At 68.9% G+C, this 26746-nt stretch carries 19 protein-coding genes; 10 read left to right on the top strand and 9 right to left on the bottom strand.

Going from position 1 to position 26746, the window contains the following annotated elements:
* Nucleotides 1–25: 25 nt before the first annotated feature.
* A complete protein-coding gene (locus tag DIE03_RS08320) occupies nucleotides 26–1240 on the bottom strand; it encodes an MFS transporter (RefSeq protein ID WP_124449243.1) in 1215 nt (404 codons plus the stop codon).
* Nucleotides 1241–1579: 339 nt separating this feature from the next.
* Here DIE03_RS08320 and xdhA point away from each other — a divergent pair, with 339 nt between their 5' ends.
* The 4 genes from xdhA (at nucleotide 1580) to DIE03_RS08300 (ending at nucleotide 6672) form a co-directional block, all read left to right on the top strand.
* A complete protein-coding gene (gene xdhA / locus DIE03_RS08315) occupies nucleotides 1580–3142 on the top strand; it encodes a xanthine dehydrogenase small subunit (protein WP_124449241.1) in 1563 nt (520 codons plus the stop codon).
* Between the two features lie 18 nt (nucleotides 3143–3160).
* Entirely contained in the window at nucleotides 3161–5524 is a 2364-nt protein-coding gene (gene xdhB / locus DIE03_RS08310; protein ID WP_124449239.1) for a xanthine dehydrogenase molybdopterin binding subunit, read from the top strand.
* Nucleotide 5525: 1 nt separating this feature from the next.
* The gene (gene xdhC, locus DIE03_RS08305; protein ID WP_124449236.1) at nucleotides 5526–6194 is read left to right on the top strand and encodes a xanthine dehydrogenase accessory protein XdhC; all 669 of its coding nucleotides are present in this window, start codon (nucleotides 5526–5528) and stop codon (nucleotides 6192–6194) included.
* Nucleotides 6195–6270: 76 nt separating this feature from the next.
* Nucleotides 6271–6672: a nuclear transport factor 2 family protein gene (locus DIE03_RS08300; protein WP_124449234.1), complete on the top strand. Its 402-nt coding sequence runs from the start codon at nucleotides 6271–6273 to the stop codon at nucleotides 6670–6672.
* Nucleotides 6673–6699: 27 nt separating this feature from the next.
* Here the strand turns inward: DIE03_RS08300 and DIE03_RS08295 are convergent, their stop codons facing one another.
* The 3 genes from DIE03_RS08295 to DIE03_RS08285 all read right to left on the bottom strand — a co-directional run bounded on the left by DIE03_RS08295 (nucleotide 6700) and on the right by DIE03_RS08285 (nucleotide 9891).
* Nucleotides 6700–7647 carry a LysR family transcriptional regulator gene (locus DIE03_RS08295; protein WP_124449232.1) on the bottom strand — a complete coding sequence of 316 codons (948 nt, stop codon included), beginning with the start codon at nucleotides 7645–7647 and terminating at the stop codon, nucleotides 6700–6702.
* A gap of 68 nt (nucleotides 7648–7715) precedes the next feature.
* Nucleotides 7716–8354: a 2-hydroxychromene-2-carboxylate isomerase gene (locus tag DIE03_RS08290; RefSeq protein ID WP_124449230.1), complete on the bottom strand. Its 639-nt coding sequence runs from the start codon at nucleotides 8352–8354 to the stop codon at nucleotides 7716–7718.
* 94 nt (nucleotides 8355–8448) lie between these two features.
* Nucleotides 8449–9891, bottom strand: coding sequence for a TAXI family TRAP transporter solute-binding subunit (locus DIE03_RS08285; RefSeq protein WP_124449228.1), 1443 nt, complete (start codon nucleotides 9889–9891; stop codon nucleotides 8449–8451).
* A 438-nt stretch (nucleotides 9892–10329) separates the two neighbouring features.
* On the opposite strand from DIE03_RS08285, the gene DIE03_RS08280 reads away from it, so the two are divergent.
* The 3 genes from DIE03_RS08280 (at nucleotide 10330) to DIE03_RS08265 (ending at nucleotide 15371) form a co-directional block, all read left to right on the top strand.
* Nucleotides 10330–10695 carry a BON domain-containing protein gene (locus DIE03_RS08280; protein WP_089424630.1) on the top strand — a complete coding sequence of 122 codons (366 nt, stop codon included), beginning with the start codon at nucleotides 10330–10332 and terminating at the stop codon, nucleotides 10693–10695.
* Nucleotides 10696–10833: 138 nt separating this feature from the next.
* On the top strand, nucleotides 10834–12924 hold the full coding sequence (locus DIE03_RS08275; RefSeq protein ID WP_124449226.1) for a D-(-)-3-hydroxybutyrate oligomer hydrolase: 2091 nt from the start codon (nucleotides 10834–10836) through the stop codon (nucleotides 12922–12924).
* Between the two features lie 611 nt (nucleotides 12925–13535).
* Nucleotides 13536–15371 (top strand): S10 family peptidase, encoded by a 1836-nt coding sequence (locus tag DIE03_RS08265; protein ID WP_124449222.1) that lies wholly within the window; start codon nucleotides 13536–13538, stop codon nucleotides 15369–15371.
* Between the two features lie 294 nt (nucleotides 15372–15665).
* Here the strand turns inward: DIE03_RS08265 and DIE03_RS08260 are convergent, their stop codons facing one another.
* The 5 genes from DIE03_RS08260 to DIE03_RS08240 all read right to left on the bottom strand — a co-directional run bounded on the left by DIE03_RS08260 (nucleotide 15666) and on the right by DIE03_RS08240 (nucleotide 20999).
* The gene (locus DIE03_RS08260) at nucleotides 15666–16454 is read right to left on the bottom strand and encodes a sulfite exporter TauE/SafE family protein (protein WP_124449220.1); all 789 of its coding nucleotides are present in this window, start codon (nucleotides 16452–16454) and stop codon (nucleotides 15666–15668) included.
* Nucleotides 16455–16745: 291 nt separating this feature from the next.
* Complete coding sequence (locus DIE03_RS08255) at nucleotides 16746–18185, bottom strand: DHA2 family efflux MFS transporter permease subunit (RefSeq protein ID WP_124449218.1); 1440 nt, start codon at nucleotides 18183–18185, stop codon at nucleotides 16746–16748.
* A 142-nt stretch (nucleotides 18186–18327) separates the two neighbouring features.
* Nucleotides 18328–19059 carry a DsbA family oxidoreductase gene (locus DIE03_RS08250; protein ID WP_124449216.1) on the bottom strand — a complete coding sequence of 244 codons (732 nt, stop codon included), beginning with the start codon at nucleotides 19057–19059 and terminating at the stop codon, nucleotides 18328–18330.
* A gap of 174 nt (nucleotides 19060–19233) precedes the next feature.
* Nucleotides 19234–20028: a transcriptional regulator gene (locus DIE03_RS08245; RefSeq protein WP_124449214.1), complete on the bottom strand. Its 795-nt coding sequence runs from the start codon at nucleotides 20026–20028 to the stop codon at nucleotides 19234–19236.
* Entirely contained in the window at nucleotides 20025–20999 is a 975-nt protein-coding gene (locus DIE03_RS08240; protein ID WP_124449212.1) for an ornithine cyclodeaminase family protein, read from the bottom strand. The genes DIE03_RS08245 and DIE03_RS08240 overlap by 4 nt, the downstream gene beginning before the upstream one ends.
* Nucleotides 21000–21381: 382 nt before the next feature.
* Between DIE03_RS08240 and DIE03_RS08235 the strand changes: the two genes are divergently transcribed.
* From DIE03_RS08235 to DIE03_RS08220, 3 genes are all read left to right on the top strand, one after another.
* Nucleotides 21382–22161, top strand: a complete 780-nt coding sequence (locus DIE03_RS08235; RefSeq protein WP_124449210.1) for an ABC transporter substrate-binding protein — start codon at nucleotides 21382–21384, stop codon at nucleotides 22159–22161.
* A 67-nt stretch (nucleotides 22162–22228) separates the two neighbouring features.
* The gene (locus DIE03_RS08230; protein WP_124449208.1) at nucleotides 22229–23473 is read left to right on the top strand and encodes an FAD-binding oxidoreductase; all 1245 of its coding nucleotides are present in this window, start codon (nucleotides 22229–22231) and stop codon (nucleotides 23471–23473) included.
* 531 nt (nucleotides 23474–24004) lie between these two features.
* The gene (locus tag DIE03_RS08220) at nucleotides 24005–26467 is read left to right on the top strand and encodes a hypothetical protein (protein WP_124449206.1); all 2463 of its coding nucleotides are present in this window, start codon (nucleotides 24005–24007) and stop codon (nucleotides 26465–26467) included.
* Nucleotides 26468–26746: the final 279 nt, after the last annotated feature.

The following is a 26746-nucleotide window of genomic DNA, read 5'->3' as shown; positions in this document are numbered from 1 at the left end:
GGGCGTCCTGCGATGCGCGGTGGCGTCACGCCGCCGCGCCGCTCCCCGCCACGCGCGCCTGCCGCTGGTACAGCACCATCGACAGCGCGACGCCCGCAGCCGCCGCCAGCGCCGCGAACAGGAACACCTGCGGATAGCCGAATGCGCCCGCGACATAACCGGCGAGCGGGCCCGTGATGCCGAGCGACAGGTCGAGGAACACCGAGTACGCGGACAGCGCCGCGCCACGGCTCGCGGGCGGCACGAGCGCGACGGCCTCGACGCCGAGTGCCGGGAAGATCAGCGCGAAGCCGAAACCGGTCAGCGCGGCGCCGACGAGCGCGATGTGCGGCACGGGCGCGAGCCACAGCAGCAACAGGCCCGAGCATTCGAATGCGAACGACACGATCGCGACGCGGAAGCCGCCGTAGGTCTTGATCGTGTTCGCGAACAGCAGGCGCGCGCCGATGAACAGCGTGCCGAACACGGTCAGCGACAGCGCGGCGTTCGGCCAGTGGCGCGCCGCGTAGTACAGCGTGACGAAGGTCGCGATCGAGCCGAAGCCGGCCGAGCCGAGCGCCAGGCCGAGGCCGTGCGGCAGCACGCGCGTGAACACGCTCGCGTACGACATCCGTTCGCCGTGCACGAGCGGTACCGACGCGATCAGGCGCGCGAGGTAGAAGCCGGCCGCGGCCAGCGCGATCACGATCACGCCGATCAGCGCCGGGTTCAGCGTATTCGCGATCGCGACGCCGACCGGCGCGCCGAGCGCGAGCGCGCCGTAGGTCGCGATGCCGTTCCACGAGATCACCTTCGCGTTGTGCGTGACGCCGACGCGGCCGATGCCCCACAGGATGGCGCCGGTGCCGCACAGGCTTTCGCCGACGCCGAGCACGAGCCGGCTCGCGACCAGCAGCACGAGGCTCGCGACCGGCCAGTGCGCGAGCAGCAGCGCGACGAGCAGCAGCACGCCCGACACACCGCACCCAATCAGCCCGCGCAGCACCGTCTGCTTCGGGCCGAGCGTGTCGGCCAAGCGCCCGGCGAGCGGCCGCGACGCGAGCGTCGCGAAGTACTGGACGCTGATTGCGCCGCCCGCGACGATCGCGGAAAAGCCCAGGTCGTCATGGACGAAGCCCGGCAGCACCGCGAGCGGCAGGCCGATGGTCAGGTAGCAGATGAACGTGAAGCAGACGACGGACACGATTTGCAGCGTGACCGCGAACCCGCTGCGCGGCGGTGTGGCGGAATCGGTTGACATGGGGTCGGAACGAATGAACGAAGCAAACGGAAGACGGCGAAAAAGGGAATCGGGATTTTCCCATGGAACCGGTTTTCACGCAGGTACCATTTAGTTAATCGCGACCTCATTTCGGCGACGGCGGACGGTGGCGGGGGGCGTCGGGAACGGGCGCGGAGCCCCGTGCGGAAAGGATGCCGGGCCGCCGCCGGCGTCCATATCGCGGCAGTTATATGGGCCCCATGCGTGATGGGCTATGGGTTGCGGAATTTGACGGTGATAGCGTGCAAACTGTCAGATAAACGTCGGTCAGGCGCTCCGCGCAGGCCGCCTTGCCCCCATTTGAAGAAACATCGAGACATGAGTGAGCCGATTCGCTTCTACCATCGTCACGCGCTCCGCGAAGTCAGCGGCGCGGACGTCACCCGCACCGTGCTGCAATACCTACGCGAAGACGCGCATTGCACCGGCACCAAGGAAGGCTGCGCGGAAGGCGACTGCGGCGCATGCACGGTCGTCGTCGGCGAGCTGACCGACGCCGGCACGGTCGAGTTCAAGGCCGTCAACGCGTGCATCCAGTTCCTGCCGACGCTCGACGGCAAGGCGCTGCTGACGGTCGAGGACCTGCGCCAGCCGGACGGTGCGCTGCACCCGGTGCAGCAGGCGATGGTCGATTGCCACGGTTCGCAATGCGGGTTCTGCACGCCCGGCTTCGTGATGTCGATGTGGGCGCTGTACGAGAAGCACGGCCATGAAGGCTGCGCCGCCGCGTGCACGAAGGCGAAGGACATGCCGACGCGCACCGAGATCGCCGACGCGCTGACCGGCAACCTGTGCCGCTGCACCGGCTACCGGCCGATCGTCGATGCGGCCGTGCAGATGTTCGACGCGGCCGGCGAAGGTGCGCCGGCGCCGGTCGACACGGCCGCGCTGGCCCGCACGCTCGCGTCCCTCAAGCGCGACGACACGTTCGACTACACGACGCTCGACGGCGCGCGCTTCGCGGCGCCGCGCACGCTCGACGCGCTGGCCGCGCTGAAGGCCGAGCGTCCCGACGCGCGCCTTCTCGCGGGCAGCACCGACATCGGCCTGTGGGTGACCAAGCAGATGCGCCGCCTCGACGACCTGATCTACGTTGGTCAGATCGCCGAATTGCAGCGGGTCGTGCACGGCGATGACTGGATCGAGATCGGCGCGGGCGTGACGGTCGAGAAGGGCTATGCGGCACTGGCCGGCACGTATCCGGAACTGACCGAGATGTGGAAACGCTTCGCGTCGCTGCCGATCCGCAACGCCGGCACGATCGGCGGCAACGTCGCGAACGGCTCGCCGATCGGCGATTCGATGCCGGGCCTGATCGCGCTCGGCGCGCGCGTCGTGCTGCGCGGCGGCGATACGGTGCGCGAGCTGCCGCTCGAGGCGCTGTACACGGGCTACCAGCAGAAGGACATGGCGCCGCACGAATTCGTCGTCGGCCTGAAAGTGCCGACCCGCACCGGTGCGCGCGCGAAGCTGCAGTTCCGCACGTACAAGCTGTCGAAGCGGTTCGACTCCGACATCTCGGCCGTGTGCGCGGCGTTCGCGTTCATCGCGGACGGCGACACGATCCGCGAGCCGCGCATCGCGTTCGGCGGGATGGCCGCGACGCCGAAGCGAGCGACCCAGACGGAAGCCGTGCTCGACGGCGCGCAGTGGCACGAAGCCACCGCGCAGGCCGCGATGCAGGCGCTCGAGCGCGACTACCAGCCGCTGTCCGACATGCGCGCGACGAGCACGTATCGACTCGATACCGCGAAGAACCTGATCTATCGCTTCTGGCTGGAGACGCGTCCGCACGACCCGCTGCCGCCGCAGGCGCTGAACGTGCGCGAAGTGGCCGCCGAAGTCGCCGCTGAAGTGGCCAACGACGCGGCGCGCGTCTGAAGACGGAGAACACCGGACATGAACCAGCAAGCAGAACCGTTCCTGAGCACCCTCGACCCGCAAGCCGACGCCGCGCAGGTCCACGTGTCGCGCGCGCACGAATCCGCGCACCTGCACGTCAGCGGGCGTGCCACCTACACCGACGACATTCCGGTCGTCGCGGGCACGCTGCACGCGGCGCTCGGCCTGTCGGCGAAGCCGCACGCGAAGATCGTGTCGATGAACTTCGACGCGGTGCGCGCGACGCCGGGCGTGGTCGCCGTGTTCACGGCCGACGACATCCCGGGCGTCAACGATTGCGGCCCGATCATCCACGACGACCCGGTGCTCGCGAAGGGCATCGTGCAGTTCGTCGGCCAGCCGATGTTCATCGTCGTCGCGACGTCGCACGAAACCGCGCGGCTCGCCGCGCGCCGCGCGCAAGTCGACTACGAAGAGCTGCCGGCGATCCTCACCGCGCAGGAAGCGCGTGCAGCCGAAACCTACGTGATCCCGCCGCTGAAGCTCGCACGCGGCGACGCGGCCGCGCGGCTCGCCGTCGCGCCGCACCGCGAGTCGGGCGAGATGCTGCTCGGCGGCCAGGAGCAGTTCTACCTGGAAGGCCAGATCGCGTATGCGGTGCCGAAGGACGACGACGGGATGCACGTGTACTGCTCGACGCAGCACCCGAGCGAGATGCAGCATCTCGTCGCGCACGTGCTCGGCGTCGCGTCGCACAACGTGCTGGTCGAGTGCCGCCGGATGGGCGGCGGCTTCGGCGGCAAGGAATCGCAGTCGGGCCTGTTCGCGTGCTGCGCGGCACTCGCCGCGTGGAAGCTGCTGTGCCCGGTGAAGCTGCGTCCGGACCGCGACGACGACATGATGATCACCGGCAAGCGGCACGACTTCCATTACTGCTTCGACGTCGGCTACGACGACGACGGCCGCATCGACGGCGTGGCGCTCGACATGACGTCGCGCTGCGGCTTCTCGGCCGACCTGTCGGGCCCGGTGATGACGCGCGCGGTGTGCCACTTCGACAATGCGTACTGGCTCGGCGACGTCGACATCGCCGGCTACTGCGGCAAGACCAATACGCAGTCGAACACCGCGTTCCGCGGCTTCGGCGGCCCGCAGGGCGCATTCGCGATCGAGTACATCCTCGACGACATCGCGCGTTCGCTCGGCCGCGATCCGCTCGACGTCCGCTACGCGAACCTGTACGGCAAGACCGAACGCAACGTGACGCCGTACGGGCAGACGATCGAGGACAACGTGCTGCAGGAACTGCTCGGCGAACTCGAGATGACGAGCGACTACCGTGCCCGGCGCGCCGGCGTGCGCGCATTCAACGCGCGCAACACGGTGCTGAAGAAGGGCATCGCGATCACGCCGGTGAAGTTCGGCATCGCGTTCAACGTCACGCACTTCAACCAGGCCGGCGCGCTGGTGCACATCTACACCGACGGCTCGGTGCTCGTGAACCACGGCGGCACGGAGATGGGGCAGGGGCTCAACACGAAGGTCGCGCAGGTCGTCGCGCACGAACTCGGCGTCCGCTTCGGCCGGATCCGCGTGACGGCGACCGACACGAGCAAGGTCGCGAACACGTCGGCGACGGCCGCGTCGACGGGCTCGGACCTGAACGGCAAGGCCGCGCAGGATGCGGCGCGCCAGTTGCGCGAGCGGCTCGCGGTGTTCGCGGCGAAGCAGTTCGGCGACGGCAAGGTCGACGCGGCCGATGTGAAGTTCGGCAACGACTTCGTGTCGGTCGGCGGCCACAGCGTGCCGTTCGGCGAAGTGATCGCGAAGGCGTACCTCGCGCGCGTGCAGCTGTGGTCCGACGGCTTCTACGCGACACCTAAGCTGTACTGGGATCAGTCGAAGCTGCAGGGCCGGCCGTTCTACTACTACTCGTACGGCGCGGCCGTGTCGGAAGTCGTGATCGACACGCTGACGGGCGAGATGCGCACGCTGCGCGTCGACGCGCTGCACGACGTGGGCGCATCGCTGAACCCGGCGCTCGACATCGGCCAGGTCGAAGGTGCGTTCATCCAGGGGATGGGCTGGCTGACGACCGAGGAGCTGTGGTGGAACAAGGGCGGCAAGCTGATGACGCACGCGCCGTCGACGTACAAGATCCCGACGGTGAACGACACGCCGCCGGAGTTCAACGTGCGGCTGTTCCAGAACCGCAACGTCGAGGACAGCATCCACCGTTCGAAGGCCGTCGGCGAGCCGCCGCTGCTGTTGCCGTTCTCGGTGTTCTTCGCGGTGCGCGACGCGGTCGCCGCGGTCGGCGACTACCGGGTGAACCCGCCGCTCGACGCGCCAGCCACCGGCGAGTCGATCCTGCGCGCCGTGCAGGCGGTACGGGCGGCCAGCGCCGCGCGGGCAGGCTGACGTGAACGGGCCCGCTCGTCCACCGCGTCCCGCGTCCTGCGCACCCGTCGCGGGGTGCGAAGGCGCGTGCCGCACCGCGCCGTCGTCGATGCAGCCGTTCGCACCCGGCACCGGCCAGCGCAACCGCGCGACCGGCACGCCGGCGCCGATGCACATCGTGCTGTTCGGCGCGGGGCACGTCGGCCACGCGCTCGTCACGCTGCTCGGCGCGCTGCCGTGCGTCGTGCAGTGGGTCGATACGCGCGACGAGCTGTTCCCGGACGAATGTCCGCCGAACGTGCAGCCGGAGCCGACCGACACGCCGGAGGCCGTCGTCGATGCGGCGCCGCCCGGTGCGTATTTCCTCGTGATGACGCACAACCACGCGCTCGACTTCTCGCTCGCCGCGCAGATCATGCGGCGGCGCGACTACGCGTACTTCGGGATGATCGGCTCGCGCACCAAGCGCGTGAAGTTCGAGCGCCGGCTTGCCGCGCGCGGCGTCGATCCGGCGCGGCTCGTGGAGATGGTGTGCCCGATCGGTGTCGCGGGCATCGTCGACAAGGCGCCGGGCGCGATCGCGGTGGCCGTGTGCGCGGAATTGCTGCAGGTGCGCTCGGGCATGCCGGTGGCCGATGCGAAGGCGGCAGCGGCCGGCCGCGCACGCGACGAGGCGTCCTGCTCGCGATAGCGCCGCGCGGTCGCGCGTTTTTGCATACACTGCACGGCAACGCGCGGCATCGGGCCGCGCCTTACCGTGCACGCCCATGTCCGATCACCCGATCTATCTCGACACGCTCGATGCGAGCCTCGTCGCCATCGAGCGCTGGCTGTCCGGCGTCGATACCGCGCCCGCGGCACTCGACGCGCTGCTCGCCGCGTTTTCCCCAGGCTTCACGATGATCCTGACCGACGGCCGCGTCGTCGACCATGACGGTACGCGCGCGCTGTTCGCGAAGCTCGCCGGCGCGAAGCCGGGGCTGCGCATCACGTTGTCGGACATTCGCGTGCTCGCGACCGGCGCATCGCATGCGGTGATCACCTATCTCGAGGCGCAGCACGCGGCATCGGGCGAACTGCCCGCGCGCCGTGCGACGGCCGTGTTCGAACGCGACGCGGCGGGCGTCGTGCGCTGGACCCATCTGCAGGAAACCTTCTGCACGGCCTGAGCGGCCGCGTGGCGTGCCGGCCGCGCGTCAGCGCTTGCGCGTGCGGGCGACCGTCAGCTCGTCGGACACGCTCTGCATCAGCGCGCACAGCCACGCGATGTCGGTCGGCCGGTCGGGCTGCGGATGCGTGAGCAGGTAGCTCTTGATGCGCGGAAAGGGCACGGGCGGCGTGACGACGACGAGCGGCAGCAACTGCGCATAGTGCGTCGCGAAGCGGCGCGTCGTCGTGAAGATCAGGTCCGACTGCAGCAGCACCTGCGGCACGATGCCGAAGTACGGCAGCGTCGTCACGATGCGCCGCGTGAGGCGCGCGCGTGCGAGGCCGATTTCGATCGCGTTGCGCTTGTCGCCGGTGTACGGAGTCGGTGCGACGTGCGCCGCCGACGCGTACGCTTCGCGCGTGAGCGGCACGCGAGCGAGCGGATGTGCGTCGCGCATCAGGCACACGATCGTGTCGGAGAACAGGTCCTGGCGCGCGAACTGCGGGTCGGGCTTCGGCCAGTTGCCGATCACGAGATCGAGCGCGCCTGATTCGAGCGCGCCCGCGTGGTCGAGCGCGGGATTCAGCGAATCGATTTCCAGGTGCGCATGCGGCGCCGCGTCGCGAAAGCGCTCGATCAGCGTCGGCATGAAGAAATCGTTCAGATAGTCGGGCGCTGCGACGCGGAACGTGCGTCGCGCGGACGACGGATCGAAGTCGCCGTGCGGCGTCGCGATGAAGTCGACCTCACGCAGCGCGCGCTGCGCGGCCTCGAGCAGCGATGCACCGTATTCGGTCGGCACCATGCCGGATTTGCCGCGCACGAGGATCGGGTCGTTCAGCGTCTCGCGCAGCTTGCGCAGCGCGGTGCTGATCGCGGGCTGGGTCTGGTTCAGCCGCAGCGCGGCCTGCGTGACGCTGCGCTCGAGCAGCAGCGTGCGCAAGACGCGCACGAGCCAGATGTCGAGCGAGGCGGTACGGTCGTCGTCTTCCATCGGTTGGGGGTGTTCGGGTGACGCGTAACCTTACCGCAGCCGCGCGTTGGCGTGCGTGATACCGGCCATCACGCACGGCCCTTCGGCAGCGTGCTGATCCGCTTGACCTCGCGCGATTCGAGCCAGTTCGGCGTGCGTGCGCAGTACAGCACCATCGGCAGCGCGTCCTCGCCCCAGAACAGCTGCTGGTTCATCCAGAACGTCGGCACGCCGAACACGCCGAGCGCGATCGCGTCGGCATTGTTGCGGACCAGTTGCGCGGTGGTTTCCTCGAATTCGATCAGCTCGTCGCCGTGACCGACGCCGACGCGCTCGCACAGCGCCGCGAAGCCTTCCGGCGTCGACGGATCGTTGCCGTCGCGCCAGATGAAGCGGAACATTTCCAGCACGGTCGCGATATCGGCGCGCAGCGCGATCGCGAGGCGCAGCAGCTTGTCGGAATCGAACGGGTGCGCGGGCGGCATCTTGAAGCGGATGCCGAGCTGTTCCGCGCGAAACAGCGCGTGACGGTACGTGAACACGCGCTTGGCCGGCACGTCGGCGGTCGCGCGCTGGCCCCAGTGGCGCTGCAGGTCGGCCAGCGACACGGCCACGGGTTCGAACGGCACGTCCGGCCATTTGTCATGCTGCTCGAGCAGCAGATACGAGAACGGCGACACGAAGTCGAAGAACCAGGCGGGTTGGGCGGTGTCGAGGCCGGTTGTCATGTCGTTCTCCAGAGGGTGGGGCGTGCGGCGCCTGGCGGCGGCCTCCATGTTACGCGGCGGCACGCGCATGCAGCAATGATCGCGGATCGTCCGCTCACGCGGAACCGGGAGTCGCCCGAGGGGGCGTGCCGCCCGGCGGCGCGGCCTCGGCGCGCGCATTCGGCGGGCCGCTGGCGCCCGGCGTGCCCGCCGGCGTGTCATGGTCGTGCGCGGTGAGCCGTTCGCGCACGAAGCCGATGTGCTCGCGCAGCACGTAGAACTGCCCGGCGTAGGCCAGCGGCATCTTCATCCGGTTCACGGCTTCCTCGATGTCGTCCAGCTCGTCGAGCAACTGCACGCGCTCCTCGGCCGTGTGCTCGCCGAGCGCGCGGCGCTCGAGCGCGATCAGCGCGCCGTACCAGCGGTAGATGCGCGAGCGCACGCGCCAGCCGTACAGCGACGGCACGAGCCGCAGCCCGGGGATCAGCACGACGATCAGCGGCACGACCACGACCAGCAGCCGGTCGACCAGGCTCGCGACCCAGAACGGCAGCCGCCGGTACAGGAGGGTCTTGCCCGACTTGTAGTAGCGCGCGGCGTCGTCGGACAGCGGGAACCCGCGCGTGACGGGCGACGGGAATTCGCCCGCGTGCTGCAGGATCGTCGCGTGGCCGTGCACCTCGCGCGCGGCCTCGATCAGCAGGTCGGACAGCGCGGGGTGCAGCGAGTCGCGTGCGACGAGTTCGATGGTCGGCGCGACCGTGTGGATGTCGGCGGGCGGCAGGTTGTGGCCGAGATCGTAGACGCCCATCGGCAGCGTGATCGCGGTCAGGTACGGAAAGCGCCGCGCGTAGGCCTCGGCCTGCGTGAACGAATACACGTGCACGCCCGGCGCGCGGAACAGTTTCGCCATCACCGGGATCTGCGTCGAATCGCCGGACAGGAACGCCGCGTCGATCTTGCCGTCGAGCAGCGCGGTTGCCGCGTCCTCGCCGGCGGTCGGCAGCAGCTCGGTCGGGCCGCCGGGCACGATGCCGTTCATCTTCAGCAGCGCGAGGCTCAGCTCGCGCGCGCCGCTGCCTTCCGCGCCGAGCGCGAGCCGCTTGCCCTTGAAGTCGGACAGGCGTGCGACGACCGGGCCGCGGTACATGATCGCGAGCGGCACGTAGCCGATGCTGCCGAGCGACACGAGGTGTTCGTCGCGCTCCTTCGGGCCGACGCCGCTCTGCACGAAACCGACGTCGACCGGCGCGTTCGGGTTCGACAGCCGCGCGAGGTTCTGCGCGGACCCTTCAGACGATTGGACGTCGAGCGTGACGCCGTTCTTCGCGAGGATCGCCTTGTACTTCTGCGCGGCGTTCCAGTACGTGCTGCCGGGCGGGCCGGACGAGATCACGAGCGTGGACGGCGGCGCCGGCTGGATCAGCTTGACCGCGAGCCAGACGGCCGCGGCGGCGAGCAGCACGGTCGGGCCGATCGACAGCGCGAGGTCGCGCCACGACACCGCGACGAAGCGGGCGAGGATGCGGCGGGGCGGGCGAGGGCGGGCAGGCTTCATGGGGTCGGCGGATGACGCTGGCATGACGCATCGGTGACGGTCGGGCGGTTGTCACGGGCGATGTGGATTCTCGCGGCGATGGTACCCGGTTTCACCGCGCATGCGCGAGTCGGGCGCCCGGCGCGGCGCGCCGGCGACAGCGGCGGGCGGCCGCGCGTCAAAAGCTTTGCGCTTCGGCGGGCGCTGGATTACATTGTGCGACGCAGCCGCGCCCGATTCGCGCGCGACCCGGCACGCAATGAGACCGGGCGCGTCCGGCCGGCGGCTGCCCGGCCCGGCCGGCCCGCTTTCAGCGAGCGCCGGCCGCCGGCCCGTGACGCCTCTCTCGTATCGCCGTGGAAAACACCGGCTGTCCCGCCCGTTCGCGCGCGGGCCGGCTGTTTTTGGGGGTATTCGGCCGTACTGTGCACGGCCGTTCCGGAGTGATAAGGAGATAGCATGAAGTCGATCGTGTTGAGAGCGTTGGGTGTCGCCGCCGTGGCGGCCTGTCTGTCGGGCAGCGTATATGCGCAGTCGAGCGACGCAGCGGCAACGGAAGCGCCGGCGGCCGCGACGAGCGCGCCGAAGGCCGCCGCGAAAACCGCGAAGAAGGCGAACCGCAAGCTCGGCTACGCGGTGCGCAAGGCCATTACGAAGGCAGGCGGCATCGACGTGGCGAACATCGTCGTGCGTTCGAAGGGCGGCGCGATCACGCTGGAGGGCACGGTGCCCGACCAGGCTCAGATCGACAAGGCGGAAGAGGCGGCGAAGGGCGTGAGCGGCGTGACGTCGGTCTCGAACAAGCTGACGGTTCAGCAGCAGTAACGCCGGGCGGCGGCGCGCGAGCGTCGCGCGCGCCCGTTTCCAGGCGGGCCCCGGCATGCCGGGGCCCGTTTGCGCTTCAAAGGCCGACAGCCGCGCGCGGCGCGGCGGCGGACCGATAACGATATCGAGGGGGCGGCGATGACGAAACTCGGGTGGGGCAGGCGGGTGGTGTGGGGTGCGGCGCTGGCCGCGGTCGCGATGCTCGGCGCCTGCAACGGCGACGATTCGGCCGAGCGCAACCGGTTGCCCGGCTTCGTGTCCGGCAGCGTGCGCACGACGGCCTACGACGGCGCGAGCGACGACCTGCTGACGGCCGGCCTCGGCAAGACGGGCCTCGGCACGGCCACCGCGCCCGGCTTCGCGAACGCGTCGCGGCCGACGAGCGCCGAACTGCGCCGCCTGGCCATCTGGTCGAACTACCGCGCGCTCGTCGACATGAGCGTGAATGGCGGCTATGGCCGCTTCTGGGGGCCGAACGTCGATCTCGACGGCAACGACACGCTCGGCGAAGGCAAGATCGCCGGCACCGAATATCTCGCGTATTCCGATGACGGCAGCGGCACCAAAAACGTGACGCTGCTCGTGCAGGTTCCCGCCAGCTTCGATCCGGCACAGCCCTGCATCGTCACCGCGACGTCGTCGGGCTCGCGCGGCGTGTACGGCGCGATCTCCGCGGCCGGCGAGTGGGCGCTCAAGCGCGGCTGCGCGGTCGCCTACAACGACAAGGGCGGCGGCAACGGCGCGCACGAGCTCGGCTCCGACACCGTGACGCTGATCGACGGCACGCTCGCGAACGCCGTGCTGGCCGGCACCGCGAGCCTGTTCACCGCGAACGTGACGAGCGGCGACCTCGCCGCGTTCAACAGCCGCTTCCCGAACCGCTACGCATTCAAGCACGCGCATTCGCAGCAGAATCCCGAGCAGGACTGGGGGCGCGTGACGCTGCAGTCGGTCGAGTTCGCGTACTGGGCACTCAACGAGCAGTTCGGACCGCTGATCGACGGCTCGCATCACGGCGTGCGCTATCGCGCGGGCGACATCACGACGATTGCCGCGTCGGTCAGCAACGGCGGCGGCGCGTCGCTCGCGGCGGCCGAGCAGGACAACCGCGGCTGGATTACCGCGGTGGTGGTCGGCGAGCCGCAGGTCAACGTGCGGATGGCGCCGAATGCGGTCGTGCGCACGGGCGGCCAGCCGGTGCCGTCGTTCGGCCGGCCGCTGGCCGACTACGCGACGCTCGCGAACCTGCTGCAGCCGTGCGCGGCCGCGTCGGCGTCGCTCGCCGGCGCGCCGTACCTGAGCGCGCTGCCGGCCGCGACCACGCAGTCGATCCGCACGCAGCGCTGCGCGACGCTCGCCGCGGCCGGGCTGGTGGCGGGCGCCGACACGCAGAGCCAGGCGGCCGACGCGCTCGCGCAGCTCCACGCGGCCGGCTATCTGGCCGATTCCGACCTGCTGCAGGCGCCGATGTGGGATTCGCAGGCGATTCCGGCGATCGCGGTCACCTATGCGAACGCGTACACGCGCTCGCGCGTTACCGACAACCTGTGCAACTTCAGCTTCGCGACGATCAATCCGGCGACCGGTGCGGTCGCGGCGCCTGCCACGTCGCCGATGCCGGCCGTGTTCGGCGTCGGCAACGGCGTGCCGCCGACGGCCGGCATCGACCTCGTGTTCAACAACGGCGCAGGTGTCGACCACCGGCTCGCGACGCCCGATGCGAGCTTCGCGGGCGCGGCGTGCCTGCGCCAGCTGTGGACGAACGGGATGCTCGGGATGCCCGCGAACGTCGATGCGGTGCGCGTGAACGCGAACCTGCAGGGCAAGCCGGCGATCATCGTGCAGGGCCGCAGCGACGCGCTCGTGCCGGTGAACCACGCATCGCGTGCGTATGTCGCGCAGAACGGCATCAGCGAAGCCGGGCGCAGCCGGCTCGTGTTCTACGAGGTGACGAACGGCCAGCACTTCGACGCGTTCCTGCCGGTTGCGGGCTTCGACACGCGCTTCGTGCCGGTCCACTACTACAACCTGCAGGCGCTGAACCTGATGTGGAAGCACCTGAAGAGCGACGCGCCGCTGCCGCCATCGCAGGTGATCCGCACGGTGCCGCGCGGCGGCACGCCGGGTGCCGCGCCGGCGCTGACGAGCGCGAACCTGCCGCCGATCTCGGCCGCGCCGGGCGCGAACGCGATCACGACGGGCGCAGGCACGATCGACGTGCCGCTCTGACGGCACCCGCAGCATCGCCCCGCGAAGCCGGACAGTCGTCCGGCTTTTTTCTTTTTGCGGCATGGAATCGGTCCCGAACGGCCATTTATCCGAATGGCGAGCGCCGTAACAAATTGTTACTTTACGGCATTAAATCCGGAACTTAATATGCGCCGGTATTTTCACTTAATTTAATAAATTCCAGATACGAGATATTTCTTTCCATTTAATTAATCGACCCTTTCGATTTTATTAAATCGGCTCGAGCTGCGATTGATCGCCGTTTCGCGATTAATCGGCATCTCGCCGAGGGGGATTGTTCGTCTGTTCGAAGCGGAGCGGCCTTGCCGGGCGGGCTTTGCAGGGCACGCTTTTGCTGTCGATTTTGTGCGTATGCAAATGCGCGAAATGGATTCGTATTGCTGCGGATTATTGAATTGTCGTTTGCAATGGAATTGATTCCATTGTGCGGTTGCAAGAACATGGGTGGGGTAAATCATGCCGGTCGGTATTCGCCGATTCGGTAAAAAACTCGGAATGCGTCGCATAACGAATGCATTCCCGGTGCGGAGCGCCGGCGCAAATGATCCTTTGCGACCGGCGGTATTTATCGTTCTGTTCGAGAGGCAATAATGACGACACGGAAGTCCTTGAAAGACGGTTTCGCGCTATTCGGAACGACCTTGAGCGTGCCGCTCGCCGCAGCAGCGGCCGCGGCGCTGCTCGTCACGGGATGCGGCGGCGACGACGGGCCGAGCCCGGCTGCATCGGCCGCCGCGGCGGCCGCGACGTCCAGCGGCAGCACGCAGGCCACCACCAACGCAACGGCCGCCGCCGCGGCCGACCAGCCCTACGTCGATACCGACGTGTACGGCACCGGGCCGAACGACGCGGTCACGGATTCGACCGAAGGCGCCGCGGTCGTGCACCGCCAGGTCACGATCGGCGGCAAGACGATCAAGTACACGGCCACCACGGGGCACCTGACGACGATCGATCCGGTCACGTCGGCACCGAACGCGAAGATGTTCTACGTCGCGTACACGCAGGACAATCCGGACCCGTCGAAGCCGCGCCCGGTCACGTTCTTCTACAACGGCGGCCCCGGCTCGTCGTCGGTCTACCTGCTGCTCGGCTCGTACGGGCCGAAGCGCCTGCAGTCGTCGTTCCCGAACTTCACGCCGCCCGCGCCGTACAAGCTGCTCGACAACCCGGACAGCCTGCTCGACCGCACCGACCTCGTGTTCATCAACCCGGTCGGCACCGGTTACTCGACGGCGATCGCCCCGGCGAAGAACAAGGACTTCTGGGGCACCGACCAGGATGCGCACTCGATCGACCGCTTCATCCAGCGCTACCTGACCAAGTATTTGCGCTGGAATTCGCCGAAGTTCCTGTACGGCGAGTCGTACGGCACCGCGCGCAGCGCGGTCGTGTCGTGGGTGCTGCATGAGGACGGCATCGACCTGAACGGGATCACGCTGCAGTCGTCGATCCTCGACTACGCGAACGCGCTGTCCGCGCCGGGCACGTTCCCGACGCTCGCGGCCGATGCGTTCTACTGGAAGAAGACGACGCTCAACCCGACGCCGACCGATCTCGACGCATACATGGTCCAGGCCCGCAACTACGCGGACAACACGCTCGCGCCGCTTGCGCAGAAGCCGAACCCGCAGGACGGCGGCTTCGTCAACGTGCGACTGAACCTGAACCTGCAGACCGCGCAGCAGATGGGCGCGTACATCGGCACGGACCCGACGTCGCTGATCCAGACCTTCGGCAACCCGGCCGCGCTCGGCAACGTGCCGTCGTCGGACGACAACCCGCCGTACACGTTCTTCCTGACGCTCGTGCCGGGCACGCAGATCGGCCAGTACGACGGTCGCGCGAACTTCACGGGCAAGGGCATCGCGCCGTACATCCTGCCGAACTCGGGCAGCAACGATCCGTCGATCACGAACGTCGGCGGCGCGTACACGGTGCTGTGGAACAGCTACATCAACACCGACCTCAAGTACACGTCGACGTCGTCGTTCGTGGACCTGAACGACCAGGTCTTCAACAACTGGGACTTTAGCCACACGGACCCGACCGGCGCGAACAAGGGCGGCGGCAATACGCTGTACACGGCCGGCGACCTGGCATCGACGATGAGCGTGAACCCGGACCTGAAGGTGCTGTCGGCGAACGGCTATTTCGACTCCGTCACGCCGTTCCACCAGACGGAGCTGACACTCGCGCAGATGCCGCTCGATCCGACGATCAAGGCGCAGAACCTGACGATCAAGAACTACCCGTCGGGCCACATGATCTACCTGAACGACGCGTCCCGGACCGCGCTGAAGGGCGATCTCGCCAACTTCTACGACGGCATCCTCGCGAACCGTACCGCACTGCAGCGCGTGCTGAAGCTGCAGGCGCGCACGCAGCAGCTCAAGCAGCAGAAACTGCAGCAGCAGGGGCAGTAGGCATTGCGGGCGGCGGGTGCCGCCCGACGTGAAAAGCGCACCTGCTCATGCGTCCCGACGCTTCGAGCGCGTGCGTTGACGATGCCGCAGAAGTGCCTCGCGATGCCCCGGAGTCATGGACTTCCGGGGCATCGTCTCGTCTGACGATGCACGCCGGCGCAAGTCGCGGGTGACGGCGTCGCATCATCCTTAAAAGGGGGATGAACAGCCCTCTATTGAGGATTTTTGTGGGCCTGCAGGTATTCAGACGGTCGGCACGGCGGGCGTTTGCCGTCAAGGGCGGCGAGAAGCGGCTTACGCGAGAATGAGCCGCACGCCGACCGCGACGAGCGTCGAGGCGAGCAGGTTGCGCAGCAGCCGCTCGGGCGCGCGCGCCGACAGCAGGCTGCCGAGCACGATGCCCGGCAGCGAGCCGAGCAGCAGCGACAGCAGCATCGACCAGTCGACCGAGCCGAGCAGCCAGTGGCCCATGCCGGCGACCAGCGTGAGCGGTACGGCGTGCGCGATGTCGGAACCGACGATGCGGGTCGTCGCGAGCATCGGATACAGCAGCAGGAGCACGGTGACGCCGATCGCGCCGGCGCCGACCGACGTCATCGACACGAGCACGCCGAGCACGGCGCCCGTCAGCACGGTCGACCACAGCGTGCGCGCGGGGCTCGGCGCGAGCGGGTTGCGCGCGGCGAACGCGGTGAGTTGCGGCCGGAAGATCAGCGCGAGCGACGTGAGCAGCAGCGCGATGCCGAGCACGAGCTGGATCATCCGCGCGGTGCCCGGCGTGTTCATCCCGTGCGTATGCAGCCACCACAGCGTGACGGCTGCGGCCGGGACGCTGCCCGCCGCGAGCCGGAGCGTGATGCGCCAGTCGATCGATCCCTTCAGGCCGTGGACGAGCGTGCCGGTGGCCTTGGTCGCGGCCGCGTACAGCAGGTCGGTGCCGACCGCCGTCGCAGGGTGCACGCCGAACAGCAGCACGAGGATCGGCGTCATCAACGAACCGCCGCCGACGCCCGTCAGGCCGACGAGAATGCCGACGAACAGGCCGGACAGGGAGTACAGCAGATCGATATGGGGAAGCGACATCGGAACCAGGCGGTTATGCGGTGTTCGGGGCGGCGCGTGGCCGTGGCGCGCGCGTCAAAGTCCGCCATTGTCGCAAAAGTGACGCGTCAACGTACGACTGCGTTAAAAATCGGCCGGGAAGGCCGGCGCGGCGGCCGGCAGGACAACGGCGAAACGGGCGTTTGAATGGCAGTGCGGCCGATGGATGGCCGTCGGACCGGAACGCATGGCGAATCCGCCGCGCGCCGCGCCCGGCAAGCGAAAAAAAGGGCGCGACAGTGCGCGCCCCGGTTCGACCGCTGCTGCCGTCGCTCAGTGCATCGCGGGGCCGACGCTTTCGACGGTTGCCTGCCGCCGGATGCGCAATGCGAGGCCGATCAGCGCGGCCACGGCGGCGAACACCGCGCCGAACGCGAATGCCGCGTGGTAGCCGCCGTTCAGCGCGGCGAGCGGCGCGGCCTGCGCTGCCGCGAGCGCATCGGTGCGGGCGGTCGCGAGGCTCGCGAGCACCGCGAGGCCGAGCGCGCCGCCCATCATGAACGCGGTGTTGACGATCCCCGACGCCAGCCCCGAATCGGCCGGGTCGACGTCGCTCATCGCGGCGAGCAGCACCGGGTTGAACGCGATACCCGCGCCGATGCCGAGCAGCGTCATGCCGGGCAGCACGTGCCACACGAAGCCGCCGTCGACCGGCGCGCGGGAGAACAGCGCGAGGCCGCAGGCCGCGATCAGCAGGCCGGCCGTGATCGGGCCGCGGATGCCGAAGCGCATCACGATCCGCGCCGACAGCCCGAGCGAGAACGCGGCCATGATCAGGTTCGCCGGCAGGAACGCGAGCCCGACCTGCAGCGGCCCGTATTGCAGCACGCGCTGCATGTACAGCGCCGACAGGAAGAACCACGCGAACATCGCGGCTGCCCACAGCACGGCGATCACGTTCGCGAGCGCGACGTTGCGCGCGGCGAACAGCGAGAGCGGCATCAGCGGATGCGCGGTGCGCGCCTCGATCGCGATGAACAGTGCGAGCAGCACGGCGGCCGCGCCGATCAGCGCGACCGTCTGCGCCGACAGCCAGCCGGCCTCGTTGCCGCCGACGATCCCGTAGACGGCCAGCATCAGCGACGCGGTCACGGTGAGCGCACCCGCGACGTCGAGCCGCGCGGTGCCGGCCGGCGCGCGCATGCGCGGCAGCAGCGCCGCGCTCATCGCATAGACCGCGATGCCGATCGGCAGGTTGACGAGGAAGATCCAGTGCCACGACAGCGAACTCGTCAGCAGCCCGCCGAGCAGCACGCCGATGCTGCCGCCGCCCGCGCACACGAAGCCGTACACGCCCATCGCGCGTGCGCGCTCGCGGGGTTCGGTGAAGAGATTCATGATCAGCGACAGCGACACGGCCGACACCACCGCGCCGCCGAGCCCCTGCACCGCGCGCGCGGCGATCAGCATCGTCTGCGATTGCGCGAGGCCGCATGCGAGCGACGCGAGCGTGAACACGACGAGGCCCGCGAGAAACATGCGCCGCTGGCCGTACAGGTCGCCGAGCCGGCCGCCGAGCAGCAGGCAGCCGCCGAACGTCAGCAGGTACGCGTTGACGACCCACACGAGGGCCGTTTCGGTGAAATGGAGGTCGGTGCTGATCGACGGCAGCGCAACGTTCACGATCGTGCTGTCGAGCACGATCATCAGTACGCCGAGGCAGAGGACGATCAGCGCGTACCAGCGCTTCCCGCTGTGGATCCCGTGGGTCATGGGGCTGCAACCTTCTGATGGTTGTTCGAAGGATGCATTGTAGAGGTCAAGGACGCGGGCTTCCTGCCGGTTTGTGGCAGGAGCGGCGCGTAGTGGCAAGCCCGCGGAAAGGCGCGCCGCAAGCTTGGGAAGGCGTTGCGCGTTACGGGCGCGCCGGCAGTTCGCAGCCGTCGGGGCCGCAGGCCGCGGCGTCGGCGCCGTCCAGTTCGACGATGCCGTCGCGCCACGCCTGGTCGAGCGCCTGCGCGAATGCGTCGGCCGGCTGGGCGCCCGACACCGCATAGCGGCCGCCGAACACGAACAGCGGCACGCCGCGCCCGCCGATCTGCGCGGCGCGCGCGATGTCGGCTTCGACTTCGTCGCGGTATGCATCGCTGCGCAGCACGGCTTCAACGGCCGTGCGCTCGAGCCCGGCTTCGACCGCGAATTCGGTCAGCTCCGCGTGATCGAACAGCGAGCCGTGTTCGCAGAAATACGCGCGGTACAGCCGTTCGGTCAGCGCGTGCGCTCGGCCCGTCGCTTCCGCGAGCTTCACGAGACGGTGGCCGTCGAGCGTGTCGCCGACGAGCGTGCCGGGCAGGTCGTAGCGCAGCCCGACGCTCGCGGCCGCATCGGTCACCTGGCGCAGCATCTGGTCGACCTGTGCGGGCGACATCCGGTATTTGCCTGCGAGCATCGCCTCGACCGGCTCGACGGGTTGGCCGGGCATCAGCCGGTATGCGCGCAGCGCGACGTCGACGCGGTCGGCGTGCGCGAACGCGGCCAGCGCCTCGTCGAAGCGGCGCTTGCCGATCCAGCACCACGGGCAGATCAGGTCGGACCAGATTTCGATGGTCAGGGTCGGGCGGGCAGTCGGGGCGGGAGCGGTCGTCATGGGCGGTCCAGGGCGGCAAAAAAGTGTAACCGGGACTATATCACTTTATGCATCGACGCTTGGTCGCAGCCGTGCCCGCGCGGCGGGGTCCGGCCCGACGTATCACGAAGCATAGGCACGGAAACCGCGGCGCGGTAGCGATGACCGGCGCCGGCCGTCGTCGCGATCGGCCGCTTACGCGTCGCCTTGCGTTTCCTTCAGGTGCTTGAGGTGCTTGTAGACGGTCGCGCGCCCCATCCCGAGCACGTTCGCGACGTAGTTCGCCGCGCTCTTGCCGCGGAACGCGCCTTCCGCGTACAGCGCCTCGACGAGTTCGCGCCGGTGTTCGCGCGTGAGCCCGTTCAGTCCGACCTGCCGCTCGCGCAGCCAGCCGTGCAGGAACGTGTTGATGCGCTCCTGCCAGTCGTCGCGGAACAGTTCGTCGGGCTGGGCGACGACGCCCGCGCCCTTGATGAACAGGTCGAGCGTCGTACGGACCTCGTCGAACACCGCGATGTTGAAGTTGATGCACATCATCCCGGCCGGGTGGCCTTCGTCGTCGAACAGCACGTTGCTGACGCAGCGCATCCGCCGGCCGTCCCAGTTCAGCTTCTCGTACGGGCCGATCACGCGCTCGCGTGCGGAATGATCGATCTCCTCGAGCGCGGAATCGTCGCCGACCTCGCGCTTCGACAGGTTGTTCGCGAGATACAGCACGGTCTGGTCGTGCAGGTCGTGGATCACGACTTCCGCGTACGGGAAGAACAGCGCGGCGATACCGTCGGCGATCGGCGCATAGCGGGTGAGCAGCAGGTCTTTGACGGGGGATTGCTTCTTGCGCATCGGTGTCGCGATCTCGGGTGGGCGGAGGCCGGGCGGCGCGTCGGGCCGGCGTGCGGGCGCACCGGTGGCCGGCATGCCCGTGCGCCCGCGCGCGGCTGCCGCGGCGGTTGCGCCATTGTATCGGCCTCGCGTGCGCGTGCCGCTCATGCGCGCGTCAGATGCGTGTACAGCGCGTGCGCGATCGCGATGTCCTCCAGCCCGAGGCCGATCGACCGGAAGAACACGTGACGCGTGCGCGACGGCGCCGCGCAGGTGCCGGCGACGAGCGTGGGCAGGTCGCCGACGATCCGCCCGGCCTCCCAGCCGTGGTCGGCCGCCGCGATCTGCATCTCGCCGGCGCTGGCGGGCGTCGTGTGGCGGTAGTCGCAGTAGACGTCCATGTCGGGCAGCCAGGCGGGCGGGATTTCGTGCGCGCGCGCGACGTTCGTGCTGATCGACGTGACGAGCGTCGGGCGCGTGAGCATCCCGTCGCCGAGCACGGGCGTGCCCGACGACGTGCACAGCATCACGACGTCCGCGTCGCGCACGCAGGCTTCGATGCTCGCCGCCGCACGGGCGCGCGGATCGAGTTCGGCGAGCTTCGCCTGCTGTGCGGCATCGCGGGCCAGCGCGGGCGAATACACGCGAATCGTCTCCCAGTCGCGCAGCGCCGCCGTGTGCCGCAGGTGCGCGAGACCGACCGTGCCCGCGCCGACGATCGCCAGGCGGCGCGCATCGCGCGGCGCGAGGCAGTCGACCGCGAGCGCCGTCGTGCCGGCCGTGCGTTCGATCGTCAGCAGCCCCGCGTCGCACCACATCAGCGGCTGGCCGGTCTGCATCGACATCAGCGCGGTCCAGGCAGTGACGATTGGTCTCCCGTCGGGCTTGCCGCCCGTCACGACGTACGGCGACAGTTTTGCGCCGAACACCTGCGCATCGGCGAGCGCGCCGAGATACGTGATGAAGTCGCCGGCCTGGCCGGGAAACAGCGTGAGCGTCTGCGGCGGCTGCACCGCGCGCGCCGCGGCGAGCGACGCGAACATGCGGCGCAGCGTGCCGAGCACGTCGAGCGACGGCAACGCCGCGCGCACGGCGGCTTCGTCGACGGTCAGCGGCAGGGTCGGGACGGTTTGCGTCATGGGGACATCTCCGGTGGGGGCCGGACAGAACTGTCTCGAAAGACGGTGTCCGGCAATGTTCGTGATGGACGAAAAGTCTAATATAGACAAACGAAGCCTGGAGAATTTTTCTTTTTCGAGACTGGATTACGCCGCGATTTTTGAGAAAAGTGTCGGTAAATCAAAGGCATATATCGTGGAGTGCAGAAATTTCGATCTGGCTCGACAGCGCACGATTCTCGTAACCCCTATAGTCTAGAGTAGACTTTAAGTCTATATTTCGCCTGCAGGACACGGCACGTCGCCTGGCGGCTGCTGCCTGCATCGAATGCCGATCGGGCGCCTGTCCGACGGCGTCGTGCGACCGATCTTCCTCGCCTCAATCCGGAACAGAAGGACCGTCATGAACTGGAAGCTTTCCCTTTGCGCCGCTGCGGCGCTCGCGTGCGCGGCCGTCACGGCCCATGCGGAACAGACCACGCTGCGCTTCGGCATCGAAGCCGCCTATCCGCCGTTCGAGAGCAAGACGCCGGCCGGCCAGCTGCAGGGTTTCGACGTCGACGTCGGCAACGCGGTGTGCGCGAAGCTGAACATGAAATGCGTGTGGGTCGAGAATGCGTTCGACGGGTTGATTCCGGCGCTGCAGGCGCGCAAGTTCGACGCGATCAATTCGGCGATGAACATCACCGCGAAGCGCAAGCAGAGCATCGACTTCACGCCGGCGATCTATGTGGTGCCGATCGTGATGGTCGCGAAGCACGGCTCGCCGCTGCGGCCCGACGTCGCGAGCCTGCGCGGCAAGCACGTCGGCGTGCTGCAGGGTTCGTCGCAGGAGGATTTCCTGAAGGCGCACTGGGCCAATGCGGGCGTGGCCGTCGTGTCGTACCAGGATCAGGACCAGATCTACACCGATCTCGTCGCGGGGCGGCTCGACGCGGCCGTGCAGGAAGCGCAGACCGCGCAGGACGGGTTCCTCGACAAGCCGGCCGGCCGCGACTACCAGATCGTCGGCGACGCGCTGAAGGATCCGGCGACGCTCGGCGAAGGCACGGGCTTCGGGATGCGCAAGAACGACAAGGCGCTGCAGGCGAAGATCGTCGGCGCGCTCGACGCGCTGAAAAAGGACGGCACGCTGAGCGCGCTGTCGCAGAAGTACTTCAAGCGCGACATCATCGCGAAGTAAGCACCGCCGCGCGCCGGCCGCGGGGTCGGCGCGCGGCGCATCGAATCTCGACGCAGGACGGGGAACCATGGATTTCGACGTCATCGTTCTGGGGGCCGGCATCGTCGGCGTGTCGTCGGCGCTGCACCTGCAGGATCGCGGGCTGCGCGTCGCACTCGTCGACCGGCGCGCGCCCGGCGAGGAAACCAGCCACGGCAATGCCGGGCTGATCGAGCGCTCGTCGGTCGTGCCGTACGCGTTTCCGCGGCGGCTCGGCACGCTGCTGCGCTACGCGCGCAACCGCTCGGTCGATCTGTACTGGGATTACCGCGCGCTGCCCGCGTATGCCGGCTGGCTCGCGCGGTTCTGGCGCGAATCGTCGCCGCAGCGGCTCGCCGTCGCTGCGCGCGACCTGCTGCCGCTCGTCGCGGCGAGCGTGGTCGAACACGACGCGCTGCTCGCGCGTACCGATGCCCAGCCGCTCGTGCACGACGGCGGGTGGATCGAGGCGTTCCGTTCGCCCGCGCTGTTCGACGCGCAAGCGCGCGCGCAGCAGCGCGTGGCCGACGCGCACGGGCTGCGGATGGCCGTGCTCGACGCGCGTGCGCTGCGCGATCTCGAGCCCGGCATCGGCGACGCATTCTGCGGCGCCTTCCACTGGCAGGACCCGAAGACCGTATCGAGCCCGGGCGGGCTGACCAAGGCCTACGCGCGGCTGTTCGAGCGCGATGGCGGCACGTTCGCGTGCGGCGATGCGAAGACGCTCGTGCAGGTGGACGGCGGCTGGCAGGTCGGGTCCGAACACGGGCCGATTTCGGCACGTTCGGCCGTGGTCGCGCTCGGGCCGTGGTCCGATCACGTGTTCGCGCCGCTCGGCTACCGCATTCCGCTGCGCGCGAAGCGCGGCTACCACATGCATTACCGGCCGACGCGCACGCCGCTGAGCGTGCCCGTGTGCGATACCGAGGAAGGCTTCGTCGTCGCGCCGATGGAGGGCGGCCGCCTGCGGCTCACGACGGGCGTCGAGATCGCGCTGCGCGGCGCGCCGCCGACCGGCGTGCAGCTCGCGCGCGCCGAACCGCTGGCGCGCGACGCGTTCGGCATCGGCGAGCGGCTCGATCCCGAGCCGTGGCTCGGGATGCGGCCGTGCACGCCCGACATGCGTCCGGTGATCGGGCCCGCGCCGCGCCATCGCCATCTGTGGTTCGCGTTCGGCCATGCCCACCACGGGCTCACGCTCGGCCCCGCGACCGGGCGCCTGCTCGCCGAAATGATGACGGGCGCGCCGACCTATATCGATCCCCATCCGTACCGGCCCGCGCGCTTCGGCTGACCGGCGGCGAGGCGAGGCAGCGCCTGCCGCCGCCTTGCGTTGCCGCCTGTATGCCGATCGCTTGACGGCATTCACAGTATTTCATTTTGCTATCCGGATAATCGAAAGCCACGCGATCGGAAATGGTCTGCGTAATCGGCAAGAAAGATAATCGCGAAATAAAGAAAATCGGTAAATCCGCGATTTATCAATGCATTTTCATATTGCTGAAATGCGTAATGGGCAGCCGGCCCTGATGGTGTGGCGCACCATCTCGATCAGGTGTTCCGGCGTTACGTGGAATGTACCGGAACACGTTACTACGGGGCTCGCAAACGTTACGTTACATCCGTGCTTCACGGGCCTTTTTCATCAGACGATTGAGGTCCGTCAACCCGTCGCAACCCGTGAATTTCGTCCGAAATCGATTAAAAAATCGTTATTGCAGAAAAATCGACAGACAAATCAATCCGTTTTTTGAATTGGCACGCTTCGTGCAATCCGTCCCCATGCTTTATCAACGTAGTGCCAACCGAGATGGGGAAAATAACGATGGGACACAATTTCAAATTGACGGGTGTGGCGCTGTCGGTCGCGACGGTGTTCGGGGTACTGGCTTCGGGTTCCGCGATGGCGGGCGCCCTCGATTCGCTGCCGATCCCGCAAGTGATCGTCAACCCGCCGACGAACAGCGTGTCGGTCGGGCTGGTCGCCACGGGTACGTCGCCGCTGGGCTCGATCACCGTGACGGCGGGCGGGTCGGGTGCGATCCAGACGTCGCTCGGCGATCCGGGACAAGTGCTGTCGGGCGCCGTGGGGGCGGTGACAGGCGCACTGGGTGGTGGCGGCACGGTGCAGCCGCTCGCGCCGGTCCAGGGTGTGTTGAACCAGGTGACGGGTGCGCTCAATGGCGGCAACCCGGCAGGTGCGTTGACCGGTGCGCTGAATACGGCGACGGGGACGCTGAGCAATGCGGTTGGCACCGTGACGGGTGCGCTGGGTAACGTCGGCGGTGGATCGAACCCGCTGGCGCCGGTGCAGGGTGTGGTGAATCAGGTGACGGGTGCGCTGGGTGGTGGCAATCCGGCCGGCGCGCTGACGGGTGCGCTGGGCGAGGTGACCGGTGCACTGGGCGGTATCGGCGGCGGTGCGAATCCGCTGGCGCCGGTCCAAGGCGTGGTGAATCAGGTGACGGGCGCGCTCGGCGGCGGCAATCCGGCCGGTGCACTGACCGGTGCGCTCAATACGGCGACTGGCGCGCTGAGCAATGCGCTCGGCACCGCAACGGGGGCGCTGGGCGGTATCGGTGGTGGTTCGAATCCGCTGGCACCGGTTCAAGGCGTGGTGAATCAGGTCACGGGTGCGCTCGGCGGCGGCAACCCGGCAGGCGCACTGACCGGCGCACTCGGCACGGTGACGGGCGCGCTGGGCGGTATCGGCGGCGGCTCGAACCCGTTGGCGCCGGTGCAAGGTGTCGTGAATCAGGTGACGGGTGCGCTCGGCGGCGGCAACCCGGCAGGCGCGCTGACTGGCGCACTGGGCACGGTCACGGGTGCACTGGGTGGCCTCGGCGGTGGCTCGAACCCGCTGGCACCGGTGCAAGGCGTCGTGAATCAGGTAACGGGCACGTTGGGCGGTATCGGCGGCGGCTCGAATCCGCTGGCGCCGGTCCAGGGCGTCGTGAACCAGGTAACGGGCGCGCTCGGCGGCGGCAACCCGGCAGGCGCACTGACCGGCGCACTCGGCACGGTGACGGGCGCACTGGGTGGCCTCGGCGGCGGTTCGAACCCGATCACGCCGATCCAGAACATCGTCAACCAGGTCACGGGTACGCTCGGCAGCGGCAACCCGACCGGCGCGCTGAGCAACGCGGTCAACACGATCACGGGCTCGCTCGGCAACCTCGGCGGCGCAGGGAGCCCGCTGGCACCGGTGCAAGGCGTCGTCACGCAGCTCGCAGGCACGCTCGGCAACGGCAATCCGGCCGGTGAACTGACGAACGCGCTGAACTCGGTGACGGGGGCGCTCAGCGGCGCGAATCCGCTGGCGCCGGTGCAAGGCGTCGTGAACCAGGTCGTCGGCACGTTGTCGGGTGCAGGCGGCAGCCCGATCACGCCGATCACGAACCTCGTCAATGGCCTGCAGAACGCGCTGCCCGGCGGCAATCCGGCCGGTGCGCTGACCGGTGCGCTCGGCTCGGTGACGGGCGCGCTCGGCAACCTCGGCGGCTCGAACCCGCTGGCGCCGGTGCAGGGTGTCGTCAACCAGGTCGTCGGCACGCTCGGCGGCAGCAACCCGGCCGGCACGTTGAGCAACGCGGTCGGCGCGGCCACGGGCGCACTCGGCAACGCGGTCGGCTCGGTTACAGGCGCGCTCGGCGCGCTGGGCGGCTCGAATCCGCTGGCGCCGGTGCAGGGCGTCGTCAACCAGGTGGTCGGCACGCTCGGCGGCGGCAATCCGGCCGGTGCACTGACCGGCGCGCTGAACTCGGTGACGGGCGCACTCGGCAGCCTCGGCGGCTCGAACCCGCTGGCGCCGGTGCAAGGCGTCGTCAACCAGGTCGTCGGCGCGCTGTCGGGCGCGGCGGGCAACAGCCCGATCGCACCGATCACGAACCTCGTGAACGGCCTGACGGGCGGCAGCAACCCGGCCGGCGCACTGACCGGTGCACTCGGTTCGGTAACGGGCGCACTCGCGAGCGGTCCGGCGGCACTCGGCCAGGCGGCCGGCGCGCTGTCCGGCGCGGCCGGCTCGACGGCAGCGGCAGGCGGCAGCCTGCTCGGCGCGGGCGCGAACGCGGCCGGCGGCACGGCGGGCGCAGTCGGCTCGCTGCTGACGACGGGTGCCAACTCGACGGCGACGGTCGTCAATGCGGTCGGCACGTCGGTGGGTACGGCGCTCGGTTCCGCGCCGAGCCTGTCGGTGACGCCGCATTCGGGCAACGGCTCGCCGAACAACCCGCTCGCACCGGTGACGACGCTGCTCCAGTCGCTGACCGGCGCACTGCCGAAGTAACCGGCCGGCCCCGCACGGCGGCGCCGCATCGGCCGCCGTGCGCGACGGTCGTGCCATACGGGTCGCGCAACGCGGCATGACAGCGATGTCATGCCGCGTTGTCTTTTCGGGCTTCCCGCTGTCTTTCGTCGCATGAATGACCGCCGCCGATCGTTGCGGCGCAGCATGGAATAACCGATTCCCGCCGTCCGTTTACCTACCGAGTTCCGGCACGGCCGGCGGGATAATGGTTGCAACGAAACCGATCGTCCCGTCCGGCGGTGCGTGCCATGAGGTCCT

It is taken from the genome of Burkholderia sp. Bp8992, from assembly GCF_003853705.1.
In the GTDB taxonomy this organism is placed as follows: domain Bacteria; phylum Pseudomonadota; class Gammaproteobacteria; order Burkholderiales; family Burkholderiaceae; genus Burkholderia.
This window is presented reverse-complemented; position numbering and strand designations above follow the sequence as displayed.

Excerpts from the sequence above, each read along its gene's own strand:
- DIE03_RS08320 (WP_124449243.1), bottom strand. The coding sequence starts at position 1,240 with ATGTCAACCGATTCCGCCACACCGCCGCGCAGCGGGTTCGCGGTCACG.
- xdhA (WP_124449241.1), top strand. The coding sequence starts at position 1,580 with ATGAGTGAGCCGATTCGCTTCTACCATCGTCACGCGCTCCGCGAAGTC.
- xdhB (WP_124449239.1), top strand. The coding sequence starts at position 3,161 with ATGAACCAGCAAGCAGAACCGTTCCTGAGCACCCTCGACCCGCAAGCC.
- DIE03_RS08300 (WP_124449234.1), top strand. The coding sequence starts at position 6,271 with ATGTCCGATCACCCGATCTATCTCGACACGCTCGATGCGAGCCTCGTC.
- DIE03_RS08295 (WP_124449232.1), bottom strand. The coding sequence starts at position 7,647 with ATGGAAGACGACGACCGTACCGCCTCGCTCGACATCTGGCTCGTGCGC.
- DIE03_RS08290 (WP_124449230.1), bottom strand. The coding sequence starts at position 8,354 with ATGACAACCGGCCTCGACACCGCCCAACCCGCCTGGTTCTTCGACTTC.
- DIE03_RS08285 (WP_124449228.1), bottom strand. The coding sequence starts at position 9,891 with ATGAAGCCTGCCCGCCCTCGCCCGCCCCGCCGCATCCTCGCCCGCTTC.
- DIE03_RS08280 (WP_089424630.1), top strand. The coding sequence starts at position 10,330 with ATGAAGTCGATCGTGTTGAGAGCGTTGGGTGTCGCCGCCGTGGCGGCC.
- DIE03_RS08275 (WP_124449226.1), top strand. The coding sequence starts at position 10,834 with ATGACGAAACTCGGGTGGGGCAGGCGGGTGGTGTGGGGTGCGGCGCTG.
- DIE03_RS08265 (WP_124449222.1), top strand. The coding sequence starts at position 13,536 with ATGACGACACGGAAGTCCTTGAAAGACGGTTTCGCGCTATTCGGAACG.
- DIE03_RS08260 (WP_124449220.1), bottom strand. The coding sequence starts at position 16,454 with ATGTCGCTTCCCCATATCGATCTGCTGTACTCCCTGTCCGGCCTGTTC.
- DIE03_RS08255 (WP_124449218.1), bottom strand. The coding sequence starts at position 18,185 with ATGACCCACGGGATCCACAGCGGGAAGCGCTGGTACGCGCTGATCGTC.
- DIE03_RS08250 (WP_124449216.1), bottom strand. The coding sequence starts at position 19,059 with ATGACGACCGCTCCCGCCCCGACTGCCCGCCCGACCCTGACCATCGAA.
- DIE03_RS08245 (WP_124449214.1), bottom strand. The coding sequence starts at position 20,028 with ATGAGCGGCACGCGCACGCGAGGCCGATACAATGGCGCAACCGCCGCG.
- DIE03_RS08240 (WP_124449212.1), bottom strand. The coding sequence starts at position 20,999 with ATGACGCAAACCGTCCCGACCCTGCCGCTGACCGTCGACGAAGCCGCC.
- DIE03_RS08235 (WP_124449210.1), top strand. The coding sequence starts at position 21,382 with ATGAACTGGAAGCTTTCCCTTTGCGCCGCTGCGGCGCTCGCGTGCGCG.
- DIE03_RS08230 (WP_124449208.1), top strand. The coding sequence starts at position 22,229 with ATGGATTTCGACGTCATCGTTCTGGGGGCCGGCATCGTCGGCGTGTCG.
- DIE03_RS08220 (WP_124449206.1), top strand. The coding sequence starts at position 24,005 with ATGGGACACAATTTCAAATTGACGGGTGTGGCGCTGTCGGTCGCGACG.